The 17878-nt window shown below is 48.6% G+C and carries 17 protein-coding genes; 1 reads left to right on the top strand and 16 read right to left on the bottom strand.

Annotation, left to right across the window (positions count from 1 at the left end; all coding sequences use genetic code 11):
• Positions 1-660 precede the first annotated feature (660 nt).
• The 4 genes from DP091_RS07495 to DP091_RS07480 all read right to left on the bottom strand — a co-directional run bounded on the left by DP091_RS07495 (position 661) and on the right by DP091_RS07480 (position 4929).
• Positions 661-1461, bottom strand: a complete 801-nt coding sequence (locus DP091_RS07495; RefSeq protein ID WP_113057738.1) for a class I SAM-dependent methyltransferase — start codon at positions 1459-1461, stop codon at positions 661-663.
• Between the two features lie 168 nt (positions 1462-1629).
• Entirely contained in the window at positions 1630-2292 is a 663-nt protein-coding gene (locus DP091_RS07490) for a 3'-5' exonuclease (RefSeq protein ID WP_113057737.1), read from the bottom strand.
• A 65-nt stretch (positions 2293-2357) separates the two neighbouring features.
• Entirely contained in the window at positions 2358-3134 is a 777-nt protein-coding gene (gene murI / locus DP091_RS07485; protein WP_113057736.1) for a glutamate racemase, read from the bottom strand.
• Positions 3135-3378: 244 nt separating this feature from the next.
• Positions 3379-4929, bottom strand: a complete 1551-nt coding sequence (locus DP091_RS07480) for a tetratricopeptide repeat protein (protein ID WP_113057735.1) — start codon at positions 4927-4929, stop codon at positions 3379-3381.
• Positions 4930-5172: 243 nt separating this feature from the next.
• Between DP091_RS07480 and DP091_RS07475 the strand changes: the two genes are divergently transcribed.
• Complete coding sequence (locus tag DP091_RS07475) at positions 5173-5979, top strand: lipase family protein (RefSeq protein ID WP_113057734.1); 807 nt, start codon at positions 5173-5175, stop codon at positions 5977-5979.
• Positions 5980-6057: 78 nt separating this feature from the next.
• On the opposite strand, the gene DP091_RS07470 is transcribed toward DP091_RS07475, so the two are convergent.
• The 12 genes from DP091_RS07470 to DP091_RS07415 form a co-directional block, all read right to left on the bottom strand.
• Positions 6058-6894, bottom strand: coding sequence for a PIG-L deacetylase family protein (locus DP091_RS07470; RefSeq protein ID WP_113057733.1), 837 nt, complete (start codon positions 6892-6894; stop codon positions 6058-6060).
• A gap of 50 nt (positions 6895-6944) precedes the next feature.
• Positions 6945-7367, bottom strand: coding sequence for a VOC family protein (locus DP091_RS07465; RefSeq protein WP_113057732.1), 423 nt, complete (start codon positions 7365-7367; stop codon positions 6945-6947).
• 26 nt (positions 7368-7393) lie between these two features.
• Positions 7394-7513, bottom strand: a complete 120-nt coding sequence (locus DP091_RS32315; protein ID WP_113057731.1) for a VOC family protein — start codon at positions 7511-7513, stop codon at positions 7394-7396.
• Between the two features lie 94 nt (positions 7514-7607).
• Entirely contained in the window at positions 7608-8093 is a 486-nt protein-coding gene (locus DP091_RS07455; RefSeq protein ID WP_113057730.1) for a hypothetical protein, read from the bottom strand.
• Positions 8094-8203: 110 nt separating this feature from the next.
• The gene (locus DP091_RS07450) at positions 8204-8875 is read right to left on the bottom strand and encodes an HAD family hydrolase (RefSeq protein ID WP_113057729.1); all 672 of its coding nucleotides are present in this window, start codon (positions 8873-8875) and stop codon (positions 8204-8206) included.
• Positions 8876-9138: 263 nt separating this feature from the next.
• On the bottom strand, positions 9139-9807 hold the full coding sequence (locus DP091_RS07445; protein ID WP_113057728.1) for a class I SAM-dependent methyltransferase: 669 nt from the start codon (positions 9805-9807) through the stop codon (positions 9139-9141).
• A 216-nt stretch (positions 9808-10023) separates the two neighbouring features.
• Complete coding sequence (locus DP091_RS07440; protein WP_113057727.1) at positions 10024-10500, bottom strand: DinB family protein; 477 nt, start codon at positions 10498-10500, stop codon at positions 10024-10026.
• 152 nt (positions 10501-10652) lie between these two features.
• On the bottom strand, positions 10653-11534 hold the full coding sequence (locus DP091_RS07435) for a carbohydrate ABC transporter permease (RefSeq protein ID WP_009589917.1): 882 nt from the start codon (positions 11532-11534) through the stop codon (positions 10653-10655).
• Between the two features lie 17 nt (positions 11535-11551).
• Positions 11552-12451, bottom strand: a complete 900-nt coding sequence (locus tag DP091_RS07430; RefSeq protein WP_113057726.1) for an ABC transporter permease — start codon at positions 12449-12451, stop codon at positions 11552-11554.
• Between the two features lie 113 nt (positions 12452-12564).
• Positions 12565-14247, bottom strand: coding sequence for an extracellular solute-binding protein (locus DP091_RS07425; protein WP_113057725.1), 1683 nt, complete (start codon positions 14245-14247; stop codon positions 12565-12567).
• Between the two features lie 94 nt (positions 14248-14341).
• A complete protein-coding gene (locus tag DP091_RS07420) occupies positions 14342-16027 on the bottom strand; it encodes a response regulator (protein WP_113057724.1) in 1686 nt (561 codons plus the stop codon).
• Positions 15993-17798: a sensor histidine kinase gene (locus DP091_RS07415; protein ID WP_258394430.1), complete on the bottom strand. Its 1806-nt coding sequence runs from the start codon at positions 17796-17798 to the stop codon at positions 15993-15995. The genes DP091_RS07420 and DP091_RS07415 overlap by 35 nt, the downstream gene beginning before the upstream one ends.
• Between the last annotated feature and the right edge of the window lie 80 nt (positions 17799-17878).

Genomic DNA, 17878 nt, shown 5'->3' with positions numbered 1-17878 from the left:
TTAGAGTGATCTAAAACACTTGTTATCAGCTAACATCGACACCTGAACCCATTCATCAAAACTACGAAACATCAAAGTCTTGGGCCATTCCGCCGACTTTCATATTTCCAGGTTAAATGCACCTGCGCATACATCCCGGGCTTATCTATTAAGGAAAACAAAAAATCATCCCGATCGCATCTTCTTGCTACCGGCTTCACTGGAATTCCGTACAGCATATGTATTGCCCCACCTCCGTTCGTATATCCTTCATGTAATGCATATCCTCATGCCAACCTAACAATAGTTGCACTATCATCTCTACCTTTTATAACCGCAAGCACTCGTATAATGTTTTATTAAATATGGTCTGGTCTTCACCGTAATTATCTGTATATTTGTTCAACATCCGAACACCTACCGCGTTGAACTTAGGAATAACTACGCAATGACAGCCGGCGGCTCCGGAAGCATAAAACCATTTTCTTGATAATACCATCCAATAACCCGGTGTTGATCTTGAGTTTCAGCCCTTAATTGGTTAATTAAACGAAATACTTCACTTTGATAATCACATACTAAAAGAGCCTGCGGCACGACACCCACTTCGAATGCATCAGCTCCAGTGGTTGAATTATCCAAACGTAGGTCGAGTCATATGTTGTCTGTTATTCTGTTATATTATTTCGTTGCATAAATCGATAACCATTGAGGGAGCGCTGCAAGCGGGTTCAATTGCCAGTTACGAAAATCTTCCAGATCTTGATCAGACAAACGGCTAGCCTCGCCTTTGGATTCATCCACCCAGAACCTACCGTCTACTGCGAACATTTCTTCCATATGTTTAACGGTAAAACCGGATGACATCATGGCGTTCAACATATCTTGAATACGCCACTTATACGTTGGTATTTCTCCAAAAGGCCCTGTGGAGTCATATGGATGCACCACATGGATCTTATCTGTAGAGCTGGTTCCAAATGGGCGCATAAATGGATGAATATCATACATGATGTAAGCCCCATCAGGTTTAAGAACTCGCTGGATCTGGGTATACATCGAATTCAAATCATGAATCCATACATGGACCCCATTCGATGTGTAGACAAAATCATATTCATTGCTCTTGATGCTGCTCAGCTTCATGGTATCGTCACAGATGAACTCAATATCCCATCCATATCTCTGTGCTATAACTGAGCTGTTCTTGAGCTGCCGTTCCGAAATGTCACATGAAGTGACGTGAGCCCCCATGAGATGAAAAGCAAACACGGCATGATTATCTCCGCTTGAAGGAACACATATCCGTTTGCCCCGCAGGTCTGGGAATGCCTTCATGATCATCGAGAATGTTGTGGGATGAAACGCGGAATCAGGTTGTTTTATGATGTTGGCAATAACCTCTTCGGTTCGATATCCTACGTACCACGAGTCTAACCATTCGTCCCAGGATCTTTTAACGATATCCGTTTGTCCCTTCATCTTGCAACCTCCCTGCCTGCCAAACGCAAGCGTATTCATCATTAAGTTTATATCGGCTATTATGCTACACCTACGCCTGACAGGATATGGAGAATTTATATGTAATTGAACTCTACCATAGGTATAAATAAAGCTTAGACCTATGCTGCTCCTTACCTCAATAATCCCTTAAACCAAGGGCGTTATCTGGAACCTTTTAACCACAACCTCTTCTTTGAAATGAATATCACGTAAACTCCTCGCCTGAAACTCCTCTAATAGGCTTAAAAAGATTCGCCCAATCAAAATACTGTCACCTAGCGCATCATGCCGCTTTAGGTCCTTATCGTTCACCTTATAGTACTCTATCAAATAATCAGTTGATATGATGCAGTCGATCTCTGGATGCAAGTAAGAGAATAGGGCTTTGGTATCCAGGCAGCATATGTTCATCATGGGAAGGCCTAATCTGTTGCATTCGGCCCGCAATAAAGGCAAATCAAATTCATAGCCTGCGTGTGTCACCAACACGCAATCCTTCATAAATTCGATAAAACGGCTATAAACCTCGTTCAATCGCGGAGCACGCTCTACATTTGTATTATATATGCCGGTAAACCGCTCAACGGCTTCAGGAATGGGCTTTAGAGGCTGAACATACGAATTGAAGGTTTGGGATTCCTGAACGATACCGTTCTCAATGATAACGGCACCCACCTGCGTAATATGTTCCGTTTCATAGTGGATGCCCGTCGATTCCAAATCAAATACACAGTACCTTTGTTTCATAATTTCGTTGACTGCCAAGCCGGAAACGGCATATTCCACAGCGGATAAATAGCGAATCTCCACCCATTATCCCCCTTTATTGTGAAGTAATCTGATATGCCGCATAAAGCCATACAGACTCCGTTACCCTATCCCTCTATTTCTCTATAAAGACTCAGCGCTTTCTTCATCTTCTCTGTGTACTCCATGGATTGCCTCGAATTGAATAGCTTAACATCCCGATTCCCGCTGGAGCTGAGCAGATCATGGTCACTTAAAATCTGAATGAGTCTGTTCACGGTTCCTTTACTGCCATCTATCATGCGAATGTGATCCGGCAGCAGATCCGATAAGATTCTTTTGTAGAAAGGATAGTGGGTACAGCCCAAGACAATAGTGCCGTACTCATTCATATCGAAGGATTCGAATTGCTTGGTAAAGTAATCCTTCATGACCTTTTGATCGAAATTCAAAGCCTCACAGTGCTCCACCAGCTCTGGAAGAGGCAGGGAGTCCACGATATGCATGCTGTCGACTCGTCGAACCAGATCCCTGTACTTCGATTCCTTTATGGTCAGCGGTGTGGCAAGCACCAGGATTCGCTTCCCACTGGAACGACTAATTTCGACGGCCGGCTTTACGGCCGGTTCCATCCCGATAACCGGGATCGGATAAGCCTTTCTCAGATCGGAAATCGCCATGCTTGTAGCCGTGTTGCATGCAACGACGATGGCCTTGACTTCTTCCTTCATGATCGTTTCCATCGCATGATGGATGTAAGATTTCACGTCTTCCTTGGCTTTGGTGCCATAAGGCACATGGAGAGTGTCAGCATAAAACAAAAAATCTTCCTGCGGCAGCTCCTTCATTGCCTCCGATAACACGGTTAAACCGCCTAAACCTGAATCAAAAAAAGCTATTCTCATGTTTTTCACCTATCGTTGTATGTTTTTCTGTCAGCATCATTACGTAAATGTCCTTATACATTATACTCCACTCCAACAATCCTCGCAGGGCCATCTGTATGAATGGAATCGTAAATGGGATCTAGTTCAAAATACAGAACGACCCAGCCTTATTGTAATCTCAGAGGCCGGGTCGCGTGCGTCGTTCTATGCAATTCCGAGAAAAATACGCGATTTCCTTCGCGAAGATTAAGTAATGCGTGTATTACTCAAAACATTTCAACAGTGCCAAAGCCTCTTCATGATCGGGTTCCAGAACGAGCGCCTCACGCGTGTATTCCAGAGCCTCTTCATCGAGACCAAGCTCATAGCAGCAGATCGCCAAGCAATATATAACCGTTGGCACCGGCTCGTCTTCGTCCGTTTCCACGGATTCCTTCAGGAAGAACCTTGCATCCTCGTACATATCCATCTCGAACAGCACCAGCCCCGCGTCCAATGCCAGATCATAACGCTGCTCCATCACATAGTACGACGACCACATTTTATAGATGCCTGTTCGAATATCCAGCATTTCTTCGTCATTGGCATCCGGCAGCAGATTCGAGATGCGCTTCGCGCTCTGAATGAAGAACTCGGCATCATACCCGCCCAATCGCCAAAAAGACAAAATTTGCTGCATGCCCATGCTTTCAATATTCCGGTCGATCCATTCCTTCATACTGAAAAATTCATCAGGCCCGAAGCGTTCGATAAATTGGCGGTAAGCGATCCGGGTGTTCGCGTAACTCATCGGTGCTTCCAGCATGAGGATACAGCCGACGTTAATATTTTTATAATGCTGCGTGGGGAAAATCGCATGTGCGCCCCTTTGCTCAAACACATGCTGCAGCGCATGATAATTAGCCGTTAATGAGAAGCTGCCATGGTAAATTAATTGCGGCGGTTCGGCGAACTTCCAATTATCGATATGATGATCTCCTTTATCCGCCGTGAGAAGCATGAAACCCGACGTTGATAACTGATTCAGACGCTCCATGCAGGTCAGTCCTACCTCCGGAAACAGGATATGCGAATCCTCCAGCTCTTGCTGGTAGTAGGCAATGACATCACGGTACGGATAGTTGTCCTCCTCGTATCTGGGCGCACGGCGGTGCTCGTAGGCCAGTTTCATTCGTTCCAGTGCTTCAGCCGGCTTGAGCTTGTCGTACTGCTCCGGAAACTCGATAACAACATCGCTCTCGTAAATCTTGCCTTCCCCCACATAGATCAGTTCTTGCGGAATACCGTCAAAGAAATAGTTCGCGACAACCAGCAGCGGCTGCTTCAAATCTCCAGGACGTATCGTTGTCTTCGATACCACCAGGTTCAGTTCCGTGTCATGCACGGCATCGAACCTCGCGAAGTCAAGCAGCCCCTGTTCAATATAGGATTGCATGGCAGGGTGTTGACGCCATGCATTAACATTTTTAATCGGCAAATCCGTCATGACATAGCGGAAAGGGGGCAGCGCGATACCCGCAAAATCTCTCAGCTCGCACAGCTTGTGCAGCACATGATAACCGAGGCGCCCGGCTCCTGCTCCCAGTTCCAGAATCGTAACCGTTTCGGTTAGCTCGCCTTGATCGGCGCGGTCCCGAAGGAATCCGAATATAATTTCGGCGTAAGCCGTAGCAATCATGGGATTGCTTGTAATATACTGCGGAACCTGATCATTATTCCAGGCTTTCATCCCCAGTTCTTCGTAATAATTCCGCTGTAGTTCCCAGATGGGTGCCTCACTGTAACGGAAGCGTTGTTGAATATTGTCCGTCATTCTATATAACCCTGCTCTCTATGTATCATTAAAGTACAATCTGATGATGTGCATGCTTATGCACCGATCGACCAAGAACGTCTATTGAATCGTACCATATTTCTTAGTTCTACCCAAACCTTCTCAAGATAAAATCCCGTGTATGCGCCTGGGCTTGATGGCGGATTCGCCATTCTTAGGCGTATAGGCACCTTTCCTTCCGCACCCTAATATAGTGTAGGAGAACAGAAGGGCGGGATGTGCATGGGTACGAGCATGGAACGAGAACAATGGGCCATTTTCTTGGCAGCGATCTGCGGACAGACCTATACACAATTCAGCAATACGGACGGCTCATTTGTCCTTCCGCTAAATTATTCGCTCTATGACACCATTGAGGCGAACTCCTTAATCAGCGTGTCCGAGCGCTTTGGGTTTATTCTGGAATCACCGAATGAAATCATTATCGCCTTTCGGGGCACCAGTTCAACAACAAACTGGATCTCAGATGCCATCGCCTCCCAAAAAAACTTCAAATATATTAAGGACTCCTCTCTCACACACCGCGGTTTCACGAACATCTACGCCTCTGCTCGCGGCCAGGTTATGTCGGCACTTAACCGACTTTCTACGCATAAGACACTGTTCATTACCGGCCACAGCCTTGGAGGAGCGCTCGCAACCTTATGTGCAGTCGATGCAGCGGCCAATACGGACCACCAATCCCCTTATGTATTTACCTACGGGTCCCCTCGTGTGGGAGATCCGGATTTTACCAAGGCCTTCGCCAAGTATGTTCGAAACAGCTGCCGCATCGCCAACCTGTTTGACGTCGTAACGCATGCCCCGCCTCACATCTACAAGATGCCTAAACGGGAGAAGAAGTACTATTACAGCCATGTGCATACCCAATGGCCGTTGACATTCCAGAATGGATCGGTGAGCGGCAATCATGTAATCGGAAGTTATTATGCGGAGCTTGCCAAGCTCCAGCCGGAATTTGCCGATCGCTTAAGCTTGACGAATCCCGAATTCTGTCCCGTTGGTGAATTACCCTTAGAGAAGGTGTAAGTTTTATTCGGATCATAAAAGAAAGCGGATTTCCCTGAGAAGAAATCCGCTATTTTATTTCTAATCTACCAAAATAGATTACACATGAGTACTCGTTAACATCGGGAACAAAATCTTCATTTCAGCTTCATTCGGTCTTCTGCCATAATCCGCGAATTCGAAAGGCTCTGCATATTGTACGCTGGCTGCAAGGTCTTGGCCATATTGCTTCGCAAGCGAAGGCATCATTTCGTCCGAAACGCTCAGAAACCGATCCCAATGCTTTAGAATAAAGTCCCGCTTCTCTTTCCATGTATCCGGTACGGCATCCAAGAAACCGCCCTGCCAAGGTGCAAACTCATAAAATTGGGAAGCATGGGCATCGCAGGCCAGTAATTTCTTCTCGACCACGCCCCCAGCATCGATAACAATATCCGGCTGGTACGTCGCCCGTGCCGCATAATCCGGCATCAGCAGGAATATCGGGGATTTCTTCAATGACGGCACTTCAGGGACGGCATTCGGTACGTTCGCAACAAAATCTGCCGCATCCCTCACGACCTTCCCGACATTGCGGTTATCTACATGACCGGGACCGTCCGGATGGAACGTAATGACGATATCCGCCTCCCAGCCGCGAATATGACGGATCACTTCCTTGCGTACTTCGAGCGTTGGCATCAATTCGCCATCGGGAATGGGCAGGACGATGTATTCCAGCACCCCAAGACGCTTTGCAGCCTCAAGAGCTTCCTGAATCCGACGTTCGACCAGCTGCTGCCCGCTCATTTCATGATGACCGCAGCATCCATCGGTCAGCGTTACGAACTTCACCCGATGACCCATCTCTGCGTAAGCTGCCGAGATCGCGCCTGCATAGATTTCGGGTTCATCCGGGTGCGCTGCAATGACAATCACATTGAGGATTTTGGACATCTGTTGCTTCCTCCTTGTAGGTTCTTGGATATACGATCAATATATCGATTTTACTTCGTCCGTTTCATCAATGGATGATCTTCCTTCAACTCCAGCAAATCCCACAGATTGCCGTACAAATCCTTAAATACCGCCACCATGCCGTACTCCGCTTCTTTGGGATCCCTTACAAACTCAATCTCCCGCGATACCATTTCACGATAGTCTCTCCAGAAGTCATCTGTATTCAAGAACAGGAACACTCTGCCGCCGGACTGATTGCCTATAAATGGCTCTTGCTCCGGCTTGGACGCCTTGGCAAGCAATATCGTCGTGCCGACCGAGCCGGGAGGTGCTACGACCACCCAACGTTTATCTTGTTCAGGTTGGTATGTATCTTCAAGCAAGGTGAAATTCAGCTTCTCGGTATAAAATGCGATGGCCTCATCATAGTCCTTCACGACTAATGCAATATGGACAATGGATTGTATCATGTCTTCTCCCCCACCCATTTGATTTTTCAATTCAGTTTCTTATAAATCTTCTTGTAGATTGGTACGCCCAGGAACCTTGTATACCATTCTACTGCCTTTTCCATATCGTTGACATAAAAAAAACATAAAACGAAAAAGACACACACCCAGTGTGATTAACTGGTTCTATTAGGTTGCAGCTGCTCAACGGAGTTGGCGGACTGAATGATTTCTTATTCACATGTACAAATGCGACATGTTCTACTCTACCTTCCATGCTTGCGCAATCCTAATGAGTTCTTCCTTCGCTTCTATTTCACTGTCGCCTATAACTTCTCCTTCAATATAATAAGTCCTTATTAATTCCTCCGATGTAGACTTTTCTTTAACGGGTTTCTGAATGTATATCAAATAAAATACTTTATCCGGAACTGGATATACTGCCGAACCACCATGTAGAAACCGAATGAATGTAGCCTGATGACCAATAGGTAAGTCTATACTTTCTTTGTTCGTTATTTCCGAATGATTTCGAATACTCACATGTTCTGTTGGACCATCTTGCTGCCCAACCGTGATCTTAATAAGATCATTCCAAATAACAGAGCCTGTATGTTCATCTAAAGTCAGGGTAACGGAGTTATTAGGGGCTTTCGTCTCAGAGGTTTTTTGTAACCGAATTGAAATGATCAGAATTGAGATGAATAGAAATATGAATAATAAGGAGATCGAAGCTTTCTTTGTCATTTGGTTGCCTCTCTTTACCTGGATTCTATATGCTGCGATCTATTGATCAACTGTATATTCTATTATTTCTTGCATACACGCTTCACGGCCGATTCCGCTTTTATTTCGCGCTAGATGATCTCTTCTAATTCCGTCAGCTTCTTTATGATGTAATCGGGATGTATATGATCCGGCTTTAATTTGTTCATACGATTAATCCAAACGGCTCGGATTCCCAATGCTTGAGCCCCCTCAACATCACTTGTTAATGAATCCCCGACATGCAGGACCTCCACATTCCTTAACTCATACCTTCTAAGTGCTTCTGCAAATATATCCGACCTAGGTTTATATGACCTAACATCTTCGCTAGTGATCACGCCAGTGACCTTTAAATCGTGAAACCTTATGGCTGCCATCACATCCGATGTATCAATATTAGAAATGATATATATGGGCAATTTACACGACTTTAGAAAAGAGAGCGCATCATCATAAATACCTGGCTTTTGCCAATGCTCAAATTGCTCCTGAATGATCTCCTCTGCAATGCATCCCGATTTGAAGTATTCTATCGTCGTGCGTAAAGAAGTTCTCCCCAGATTTCTTTGATTATCGAAACTTTCCCCATAGCTATCATGAAACATGTTTGAGAAGGACTTCCACCAGTATTGTCCTATTTCCTGAATGGTACAGTCCGCAGAGGAAGTCTCCTTGATTTTTTGGCATATTAACGGAATGATCTCATCATCTTCATGAACCACAGTCCCATAAAAGTCGAGGAAAATCGCTTTGGTTATCATTGTTATTCCTCCCTCACGTTCTAATTCCATCACTTCATATGAATGTACTAAGTCATTTCGGTACGACGGTGACAAGTATGCGTAGGATCAGGATAATGTGCCCTTTAATTCTCTCAGTCTTAACAGCTTTCGCGCTTGTATCCATTAACTTCATGGTAAAAAACGGCCCCAGGATCTTGGAAATATTCAAGGTATTGGATTAATCGATCCACATCCTCGGAATTTAAGTCTGCGTCATACGGCATGCAATCACCTCACTGATTCTAATTACTCGGAGCTTTCATAGCCTCGAATGTAATCATCTGATCCGCTTTAACAGGTTTATTCAGCCAAGTATAGTCAGCCGACTTCGTGATTTCTTCATATCCCTGCTTCTCTAGCATGAGTTCAAATTCGTGGTATCCATACCAGCTAAGAGGAAACCGCTGCAGCTCGGTCTGAACCAGAACGCCTTCCTTCCACTTTTCATACTTCAGAATCGAGACGATGCGCTGGTCAAGCAGATTGCATTCCGTACGTCTATCCTCCAGAACGATGACTTCGTTATCGGAGGTTTCCCAGCTCCTAGTCGAGGTGTGATTCGCATCTAAATTAGTAGGAATGGACAAATCCACAATTAATCTGCCGCCAGGTTTCAAATGAGAATAAAAATGACGCAGCGCCGTGACAGCCTGCTCCCGATCTTCTATTAATTGAAAGGATCCGGCAGGGATGATAATGGCCTCATACGAATCCGTCAACGAAAAGTTATGCATTGCATCCTCATACAGTTTAGTTGTTAGGCCTAATTCCTCGACTCGTCTTCTGCAAGAATCCAGCATAGCCGTTGAATTATCCACGCCTTCCATAACGATCCCCGCTTGAAGCAGCGGAATTAACACCCTGCCTGATCCACAGCCGACTTCCAGCACCTTTCCTTGTACGTCCTTCAGACGTTCTAAAGCAAATCACACCGGTATGGTTGTACCTTCAACGATTTTGGATCGTAATGTTTGAACCCTTAATCCCCATGTTAGGTGAAGCGAGTGAATCGTAAAGGCATATATTCTATTTTACATCCTAATTTCTATTTGGTAAAAAAAGCAAAAGGGCTCCCCGGCTCATGAGACCATGACAGCAGGAAGTCCCCTATATGTGGTGCTTTTAAGCTACGCTCTTAAAAAAGCAATATAATCCGTTATTAACCCTTTGTGTCCCAAATGCCGAAGCATGGTCGTGATATTACCTCTATGATAGGTTCCATGATTTACGACCTGCTGGAGAATCTCCGAAATCGAATTCTGAAATCCCTCGCCCGCCGTGTTGTGATAAGTCACAACCTTCCCCATATCGCCTACCGACGCTAAATATTCATGGTGCTTGGTTTGAAGCTCGCTCAGGTATTGACGAGCTGCTTCCAAATTCGCGAATGGTCTCGCGGCAAGCGACGGGGGACTTTCCTCCTTGATCCGGGCAAACCAAACTTCCTCCGCAGCTGCAAGGTGACCGAAAACTTCGGCGATGGATTTGAAGCCCAGATTCACTTCCTGGAGAAACACGCCTTCCGGCAAAGTTTGCAGATGGTTCCATAGTCTTTCGTTCGCCCAAATGTGATAATCGTACAATTGAAGATACGCTTCGTTCATTCTGCTCTCTCCTCTCTTGATCGCTTGATCGGTAAGCCTGAGTTTACGATGCTGGCCCTAGCACCTTTCCCCTAGCACCTCAGTAGAAAATTATACCATATATTGCGAAAAAGCAGGCATGGAGACCAATACAACATAACGCAGATTCGAGATTACTCTTTTACGCTGCCAAGCACGATACCTTTGACGAAAAAACGCTGGAGAAATGGATACAGCAGCAGAATCGGCAGTGAGCCGATAAATATTTGCGCGGCTTTAAAGGTTCGATTGGATACTTCGGAAAGGGCCGCGGCATCGTCTGCATTGATCGACGTCAGGTTGGTCTGTACGATAACGGTCTGAAGATAACTCGACAACGGGTATTTTTCAGGAGAATTCATCAGTAACAGTCCGTCAAACCATTCGTTCCATTGGCCGACGATCGTAAACAGCGTAACGGTAGCCATGGCCGGAAGCGACAGCGGCGCGTATATTTTCCACAGGCTGGTGATGTAGCTCCCGCCGTCAATGAAGCAGGATTCCTCCAGCTCCTTGGGCAGGCCGCGAAAAAAATTGAGCAGCAAAATCACGTTGAACACGGCTACCGCGCCCGGGATGACCAGTGCCCATATCGTGTCGATCAGACCCGTATCCCTGATTGTCATATACCTCGGTATTAACCCTCCGGAGAACAGGGTCGTGAACACGAAGAACCAGGCATATTGCGTACGGAATTTAAAATCCCGCGGTTCCTTCGACAGGGGATAAGCGATGAGCAGGGTCAGCAGCATGCTGATCCCGGTTCCGAGAACGACACGCTGCACGGTGACCCACATCGCTACCATAAATTGCGGCTTGTTCAGCACGTACTGATAGGAGCTAAGCGTAAAATCGACGGGCCACAGCTTCACGATCCCCGCCGTCGCCGCGCCTTTGGAGCTGAGGGAAACCGCCAGAATATGAACGATGGGAAGAAAGCAGAGCAGCCCCAGACCGATCAGAAAAGCGTAGTTGAAGCCAAGAAAAAATTTGCGGCTGAGTGACGGTTTATGCATACGGGACACCTTCCTTCCTAAAATATTCTGTAATTGGCGAACCTGGATGCCAGAGCGTAGGACGTCACGATAAAGACGAACGAGATCAAGGATTTGAACAAGCCGATCGCCGTGGCTACCCCATACTGGGCACCCTGCATGCCGATCCGGTAAATAAACGTATCCAGAATGTCCCCGCTCTCATAGACCTGCGGGCTGTACAAGTTGAACACCTGGTCAAAACCGGCATTCAGCACATTCCCCAGCGAGAGGGTCGCCAGCAAAATGATGATCGGCATCATACCTGGAAGCGTGATATGCCAGGTCTGTTTCCAGCGGTTTGCGCCATCGACCGTAGCCGCCTCATACAGGGAAGGATTGATGGAGGTTAACGCAGCCAAATAGACGATAGTGCTAAAGCCGAATTCCTTCCAGATGTCCGTTATGACGAGGGTATAAGGAAACCATTGGTTGCTGCCCAGGAAAAAAATCGGCTCGATGCGAAACCAGCCCAAAATTTGATTTACGATCCCGTTTGTCGGCGACAAAATGTCGATAAAGATTCCACCAAGGATGACCCAAGATAAAAAATGCGGCAAATATACAAGCGTCTGCACGCCGCGTTTAATCAGCTCGTTCCTCAGCTCATTCAGCAGCAGGGCTACCAGGATCGGCACGACCAATCCTCCGATGATTTTCATGAAGGCGATAAACACCGTATTCCAAATGATTTGGCCGGTTTCCGGCAGATCGAACACATAGCGGAAATTGTCCAGCCCGATCCAATCCGAGCCGAAAAGGCCTTTGAACGGAACGAATTTCTGAAAGGCCATGGCGATGCCGATCATCGGCCAATAGCTGTAAATCAGCACGATGACGATGCCGGGCAAAATCATCAAATGAAGCGGCCACTGCCGCCGAAATTTTTTGCTTAACATGGCGATCCTCCTGTCTGTCAATGTGTATCCCATTCGCCTTCAGCAGGTGGTGAATGAGAACAGGGGCGGGTGTCAGAAACCTCCCTCCCCTGTTCCCGTTAGCCGGCCCCCTTTTATCTGGCGGCCTTCCATGCATTAACTTCTTCCGTAATCTTGTCGCCGCCGAGCTTCTTCCAATTGGCCACGAACTCATCAAAGGCGTCGATGCTCGCCTCGCCCAAAATGATTTTGATGAACGTTTCCTGCTCCAGCCGGTCGAGCGTCGCTTTTTTGTCCGCCATGGTCTCGGTCGGAGCGCCGACATAACCGTTCGAAATGACTTTGCCCGCATCGTTCAAATCGCGAAGCTGTTTCATGGAGCCTTCCGGACCGTTGGCAGCATAACCGGACCAGCCCATCGGGTTGTTGCCCGCGAGATATTCCTGAAATTCCTTGAACATGATCTTCGTTTCGGCGCTGGTGATGTCCGCATCGCTTTCGGATTCCAGGGCTTTGGCCAGCTCCTCCTGCCGGATCAGGTCTTTGTTCGGATTGACGACCTCAACCAGCGAATATTTGTTGACCCCGATGGATACGCCGTCCTCGATGATTTGACCGTACTTGTCAAATTCCGCATGGTCGCTGTACAGCTTCTCATAGTACTGGTTAGCCAGCTTGACGATGACCTCGGGATGCTCGTACCCCTTTTTGACCACGTAATATTGGGATACGGCAAACGGCATCTGCACCGTAGCAGGACCGCCCTCCAATGACGGGATCGGGTAGGACTTCCAGTTCACCGATTCATCTTCTTTCACCATGTCCCAGAAAGGCCATGCCGGATACCAGCTTGGTCCGATCAGCATGCCGATTTTATGGGTGGTCACGGATTCAAAGACTTTGACGGTATCCTTTACGCCGAACTCCGGGTCGATCAGCTTGTTCTTGAACATGCCCTGCAGCTTGGCCAGCGCTTCCTTCATCTCCGGCTGTATGCTGCCGAACTGCAATTGACCCTCTGCGTCTTCGATCCAAATTTGCGGGAAACCGCCGAAGCCGTTAAAGAATCCTACCGAAGAGCTGTTTAATCCGATATCCTTGGTCAGCGCAAGTCCGTAGGTATCGGGCTTGCCGTTCCCATCCGGATCCTGCTTGGCAAACGCCTCCGCAATGGTCACAAGGTCATCCATCGTGTTCGGTTCAGGCAGATTCAGCTTCTTCATCCAGTCCTCCCGGACCCACAGGAGCGGAGCCGAGCCGCCAATGACCGGCTGAGTGGACGGGATTGCCAACAGCTTTCCGTCAAACGTCGCGGAAGGGAGGGCGTTTTTCTCGATCTCCATGACCTGCTTCAGGTCATCGCTGGCGAAATTCTCGAAAGCGGGCGTCAAGTCCGCCAATTGCCCGGCGTCCGCAAGCTGGCGCAGCTGCTCCGGCGTCACCTGCATGATATCCGGGAGGTCATTCGAAGCAATCGCGATATTCATTTTGGATTCATACTGCTCCTGGCCCGTCACCACCCATTTATAGTTGAGGTTGATGCCCATGTCCTTGTATAGGTCGGTCCACACGTTGTTTTTAATATCCTGTCCGGACGGGAACTTCACTTCTTCTCCCACGAACCGGACGGCATCCAGCCGAACGGGGGGATCATACTTGCCGAACGGGTCGCCCGGCTCCAAGGCCGAGGATTCGTTATCAGTGGATGAACCGGGGGCGCTGTCCCCGCCTTCTTCCCCTTTACCGCAAGCGCTTAAAATAAGCACGAAAGCCAGCATACTGATCCACAATACGGACAAGAGCTTATTTCTCTTCATGTTTACGACCTCCTTGATTTCAATGTTTGTATAGAGTATAAGGGAACAAAAAAAGAGCTATCTACTTCAAGCTCTTTACTTTGATATCTTCTCTTTACATGTTGTGAAGTTCTCTGTATTCCTGCGGCGTCAAATGGGTCGTTTTTTTGAAGAAGCGGTAAAAATACGGCGGAGAACTGAAACCCACCGCAGCGGCGATGACATGGATTTTGTCCGTCGTCTCCTTCAGCAGCTGCTTCGCTTTGGCCAGCCGTGCCGCATTGATCGACTCCGACAGGCCCTCACCGGTCACTTGTTTGTACAATCTGGACAAATACGAAGGGTTGTGTCCCACGGCCTCCCCGATTTGCGTCAAGGACAGGTCGCCGCTTAAGTGATCCTCGATATACCGTTGAACTTTGGCAATCACCTCATGCTGCTGATCCTGCTTCCCCTGCTCTTTCCGGTTGAAGATGATGTCCGCCAGCCTTTCGAAATATTCAGCCGCCTCCGTCCAGGAATCATGCTCCTCCAGATGAGTCAATGTGATATAGTCCACCACCCCTTCCACGTTCTGGCAAAGAGCTTCCATATCCACCAGGGACGGCATTATCACGGACACCAGGCCGTAATACACCTCCATCTTCAGCAAATATTCAACCTCCGGCGGGAAGGAAGAGGGATCGGTCACCTCATGCAACAGCTGAATGAATTCCTCCCGGTCCCCATTGTCTAGACAGCCGCGCAGCAGCTCCATCCGCTTCAGATGCGAGCGAGAGCGCCCCGGAAACTTCCCCATACGATCCGGGCGGTCACGCTCCCCGGCTTCTGCCAGCAGAGATTCGTGGCCGATCCCAAGGCCGCTGTCCAGCAGCTGCTTCAGTGCTTCGAATTTATCCGGCAGCCGTTCCCAATTGACCCACTCGCCAGCCATGGCAAACGAAGTCTTCAATCTCAGAAGCGTTTTGCAAACATCCTGAATTTGTTCCAGCATTCCGTGGACATAACGCTGGACCCGTTCCGCCGCCGGACCGCGAAACTCCTCCGTTTGCTTCTCCTCCTCCTCTTTATGCTGCAAAATCCAGATCATCTTGGCCCTGCCGAACTCCACGGCCATGCCGTCGGTCATCGGTCCGAGCAGCTCGCCGATGATGTTCTGGACCGCGTACAGCATGAGCGATTGGGCCGATGGACTTTCTTGCCTTTGCCATCCGTCCAGCCTGCACAACAGCAGCAGACAAGGCTTGCCGTGATCCAGCTTCATCTCCAGCTCCGCAAAGCGCTGTTCCAGCTCCTCCCGCCGAATAGAACCAGGTGTTTTTTGCATCAGCTCCAGCACGTACTGCTGCTGTAAAAACGGCAGCGCCATGCGCATATTCTCCCTCGCTTTGGCAATCAGACTGCCCTCTTCCATTTCCTGGTCAAGCAGCTCGACAGTCTTCTCGATCGCGCTCAGCACGGCATCGTTGCCCTCGGCCTTAAGAACGTAATCGACGCTTCCTTGCCGGGTGGCCTCCTGGATATAAGAAAAGTCGTCGTATCCGGTCAAAAAAATCACTTTGCAACGGGGCCACTGCCTGGATATTTCCTTTTGCAGGGCAAGGCCGTTTAACCCCGGCATTTTGATATCCGACAATACGATGTCCATTTTCGCCCGTTTGAGCCAGCTCAAGGCCTCCGATGAAGAATAAGCCTTATACACCTCAAGCTCTAGAAATTCCGCGCCAAGGCACAATTCCGCAAGCCCGTTCACGATAAAAGGTTCGTCATCCACAATTAATATTCTGTACCTGCTCTTCATCCTTCTTGCTCCTTTCTTGCTTTGGCAGTGTCATATCGATTCTCAAGCCGCCTAATCGGCTTCTCGAAAAGGCCAATCCACCCGCAGGCCCGAATTTTAATCGAAGGCGTCGATGCACGTTGGTTAAACCGGTGATCTCTCCTTTCACGTCCGAATTCGCGATCATGGATTGCAGGTTCCGCAGCTTTTCGTCCGTCAACGTCTCCCCGTTATCCTCCACGATGATATGCAGGACATGCGGCTCAGCGGCCATGGTCACCCGGATTTGCCCGTCCGCTTCCTTCTCCTCAAGTCCGTGCTCGTATGCATTTTCGATTAAGGGCTGCAGGATGAGCAGCGGAACGTCCAGTTGCTCCCAATCACCGGGGATGTCATTCCAATAAGCCGATATCCGGTTATGAAAACGGATGGACTGAATGTCCACGTATGCCTTGGCATGCCCCACTTCCGCCTTCAACGAAACTTCGTCGGCAGCGTTGCGGGTGATGAACCTGAAATATTCCCCCAAATGCCTCGTAAAACGAACGATATTCTCGTAATCCTCCATCTCTCCCATCTGATGAAGCGTAAAGAAGCTGTTATATAAAAAATGAGGGTTGATCTGGGATTGGAGCTGCTTCAGCTCGGAACGCTGGGAGCGGATTTTCTGTTCAAACACCTCGTGGATCAGTATCTGCAGGCGCTTCACCATATGGTTAAACTGCTCGTACAGATAGTGGAACTCGTCATAATGCTTATGGCGCAGCTCCACCCGGGGACTGTCGAAATCGATGTTGCGGAATGCCCTCACCATCCGCTGAAGCGGCTGATGAATCCGCCTGTAGATCCAACCCGAGAACAGAATAACCACCAGAAGGGAGAAGCCCGACAGCCCGAAAAAGATCATGCGGTATTTCCCGAGCGTGCCCAAAAATTCGGCTTCGGGCACATACACCACCAGGTCGGCATTCAAAAAGGCGGAACGCTCCACGCTAACCCAATAGTTGGCCCCATCCGCCTTTACCTTCGTGTTGTAGGGAAGCTTCGAAAATTCGGTGGTTGTTAGCGCTTCCAAGTCAATGCGTTCGGCCAACCGGGGACCGATGCCGCCTCCGTCCTCCTGCGTCAGGACCCAGCTATTGTCCACGCCGATGAGAACGGCCCCCCCATCCCCCGTGGCCAGCTGCAGGAGCGCCGTTTGCATTTTGGGAACGGAGAGCTCCGCCGCAATCGCAAAATTCGGCGGAAGGCCGTTTCGCAGGCGTTCCGGGTATACCATGCCCAGCAGAAGCTTGTTCTTCCATTCGAAAATGACCCGATCGGGATGCTCCTCAAGCGCCTTCATCTGTTCCGGCGGCATGGCCCCTTCGTAGGACACCTGTTCAATCGTTTTCTCAATCAGCGGAATGTACGTTTTGGCCTCCTGAACGTATTGATTGGAGCTTTGCAGCAGCCGCATTTTGCCCTGGAGGCGGTTGATCGCCTGAAAATATTCGGAACGGCTCATGGCGGGCGCGATGGTACTCAGCTTTTGCAGGTCGGAGTCCTGCGACAAATCGTTCATCAGCAGCACCGTCGATCGCAGCTCCTGTTCCAACGTGCGCATGAAAAAATTAGTCCTCGCATTCAAGGACTGTGTAATTTCCTGCTCCACGCTCGCGAGCCCGGACTCGTTCATGTACAGGGCAGCGGCGTAAACCGGCATAATGGCCAACAAAAAGCCGGCCACGATTTTGGGATAAATCGACTTGAACCACAGCAGCTTCATCGTTTGCCTCCACTTCGTTACCATTGATCCCTTCGCCTAACCGATGAACAGGATGAAAACGGACCATAACGGTTATGCCCTTTTTTACGACCGGTTGCCCGGCT

This window comes from Paenibacillus sp. MDMC362 (assembly GCF_003269305.1).
GTDB lineage: Bacteria > Bacillota > Bacilli > Paenibacillales > Paenibacillaceae > Paenibacillus_AQ.
The sequence above is the reverse complement of the archived record's forward strand: the minus strand, read 5'-3'. Positions and strand labels throughout refer to the sequence as shown.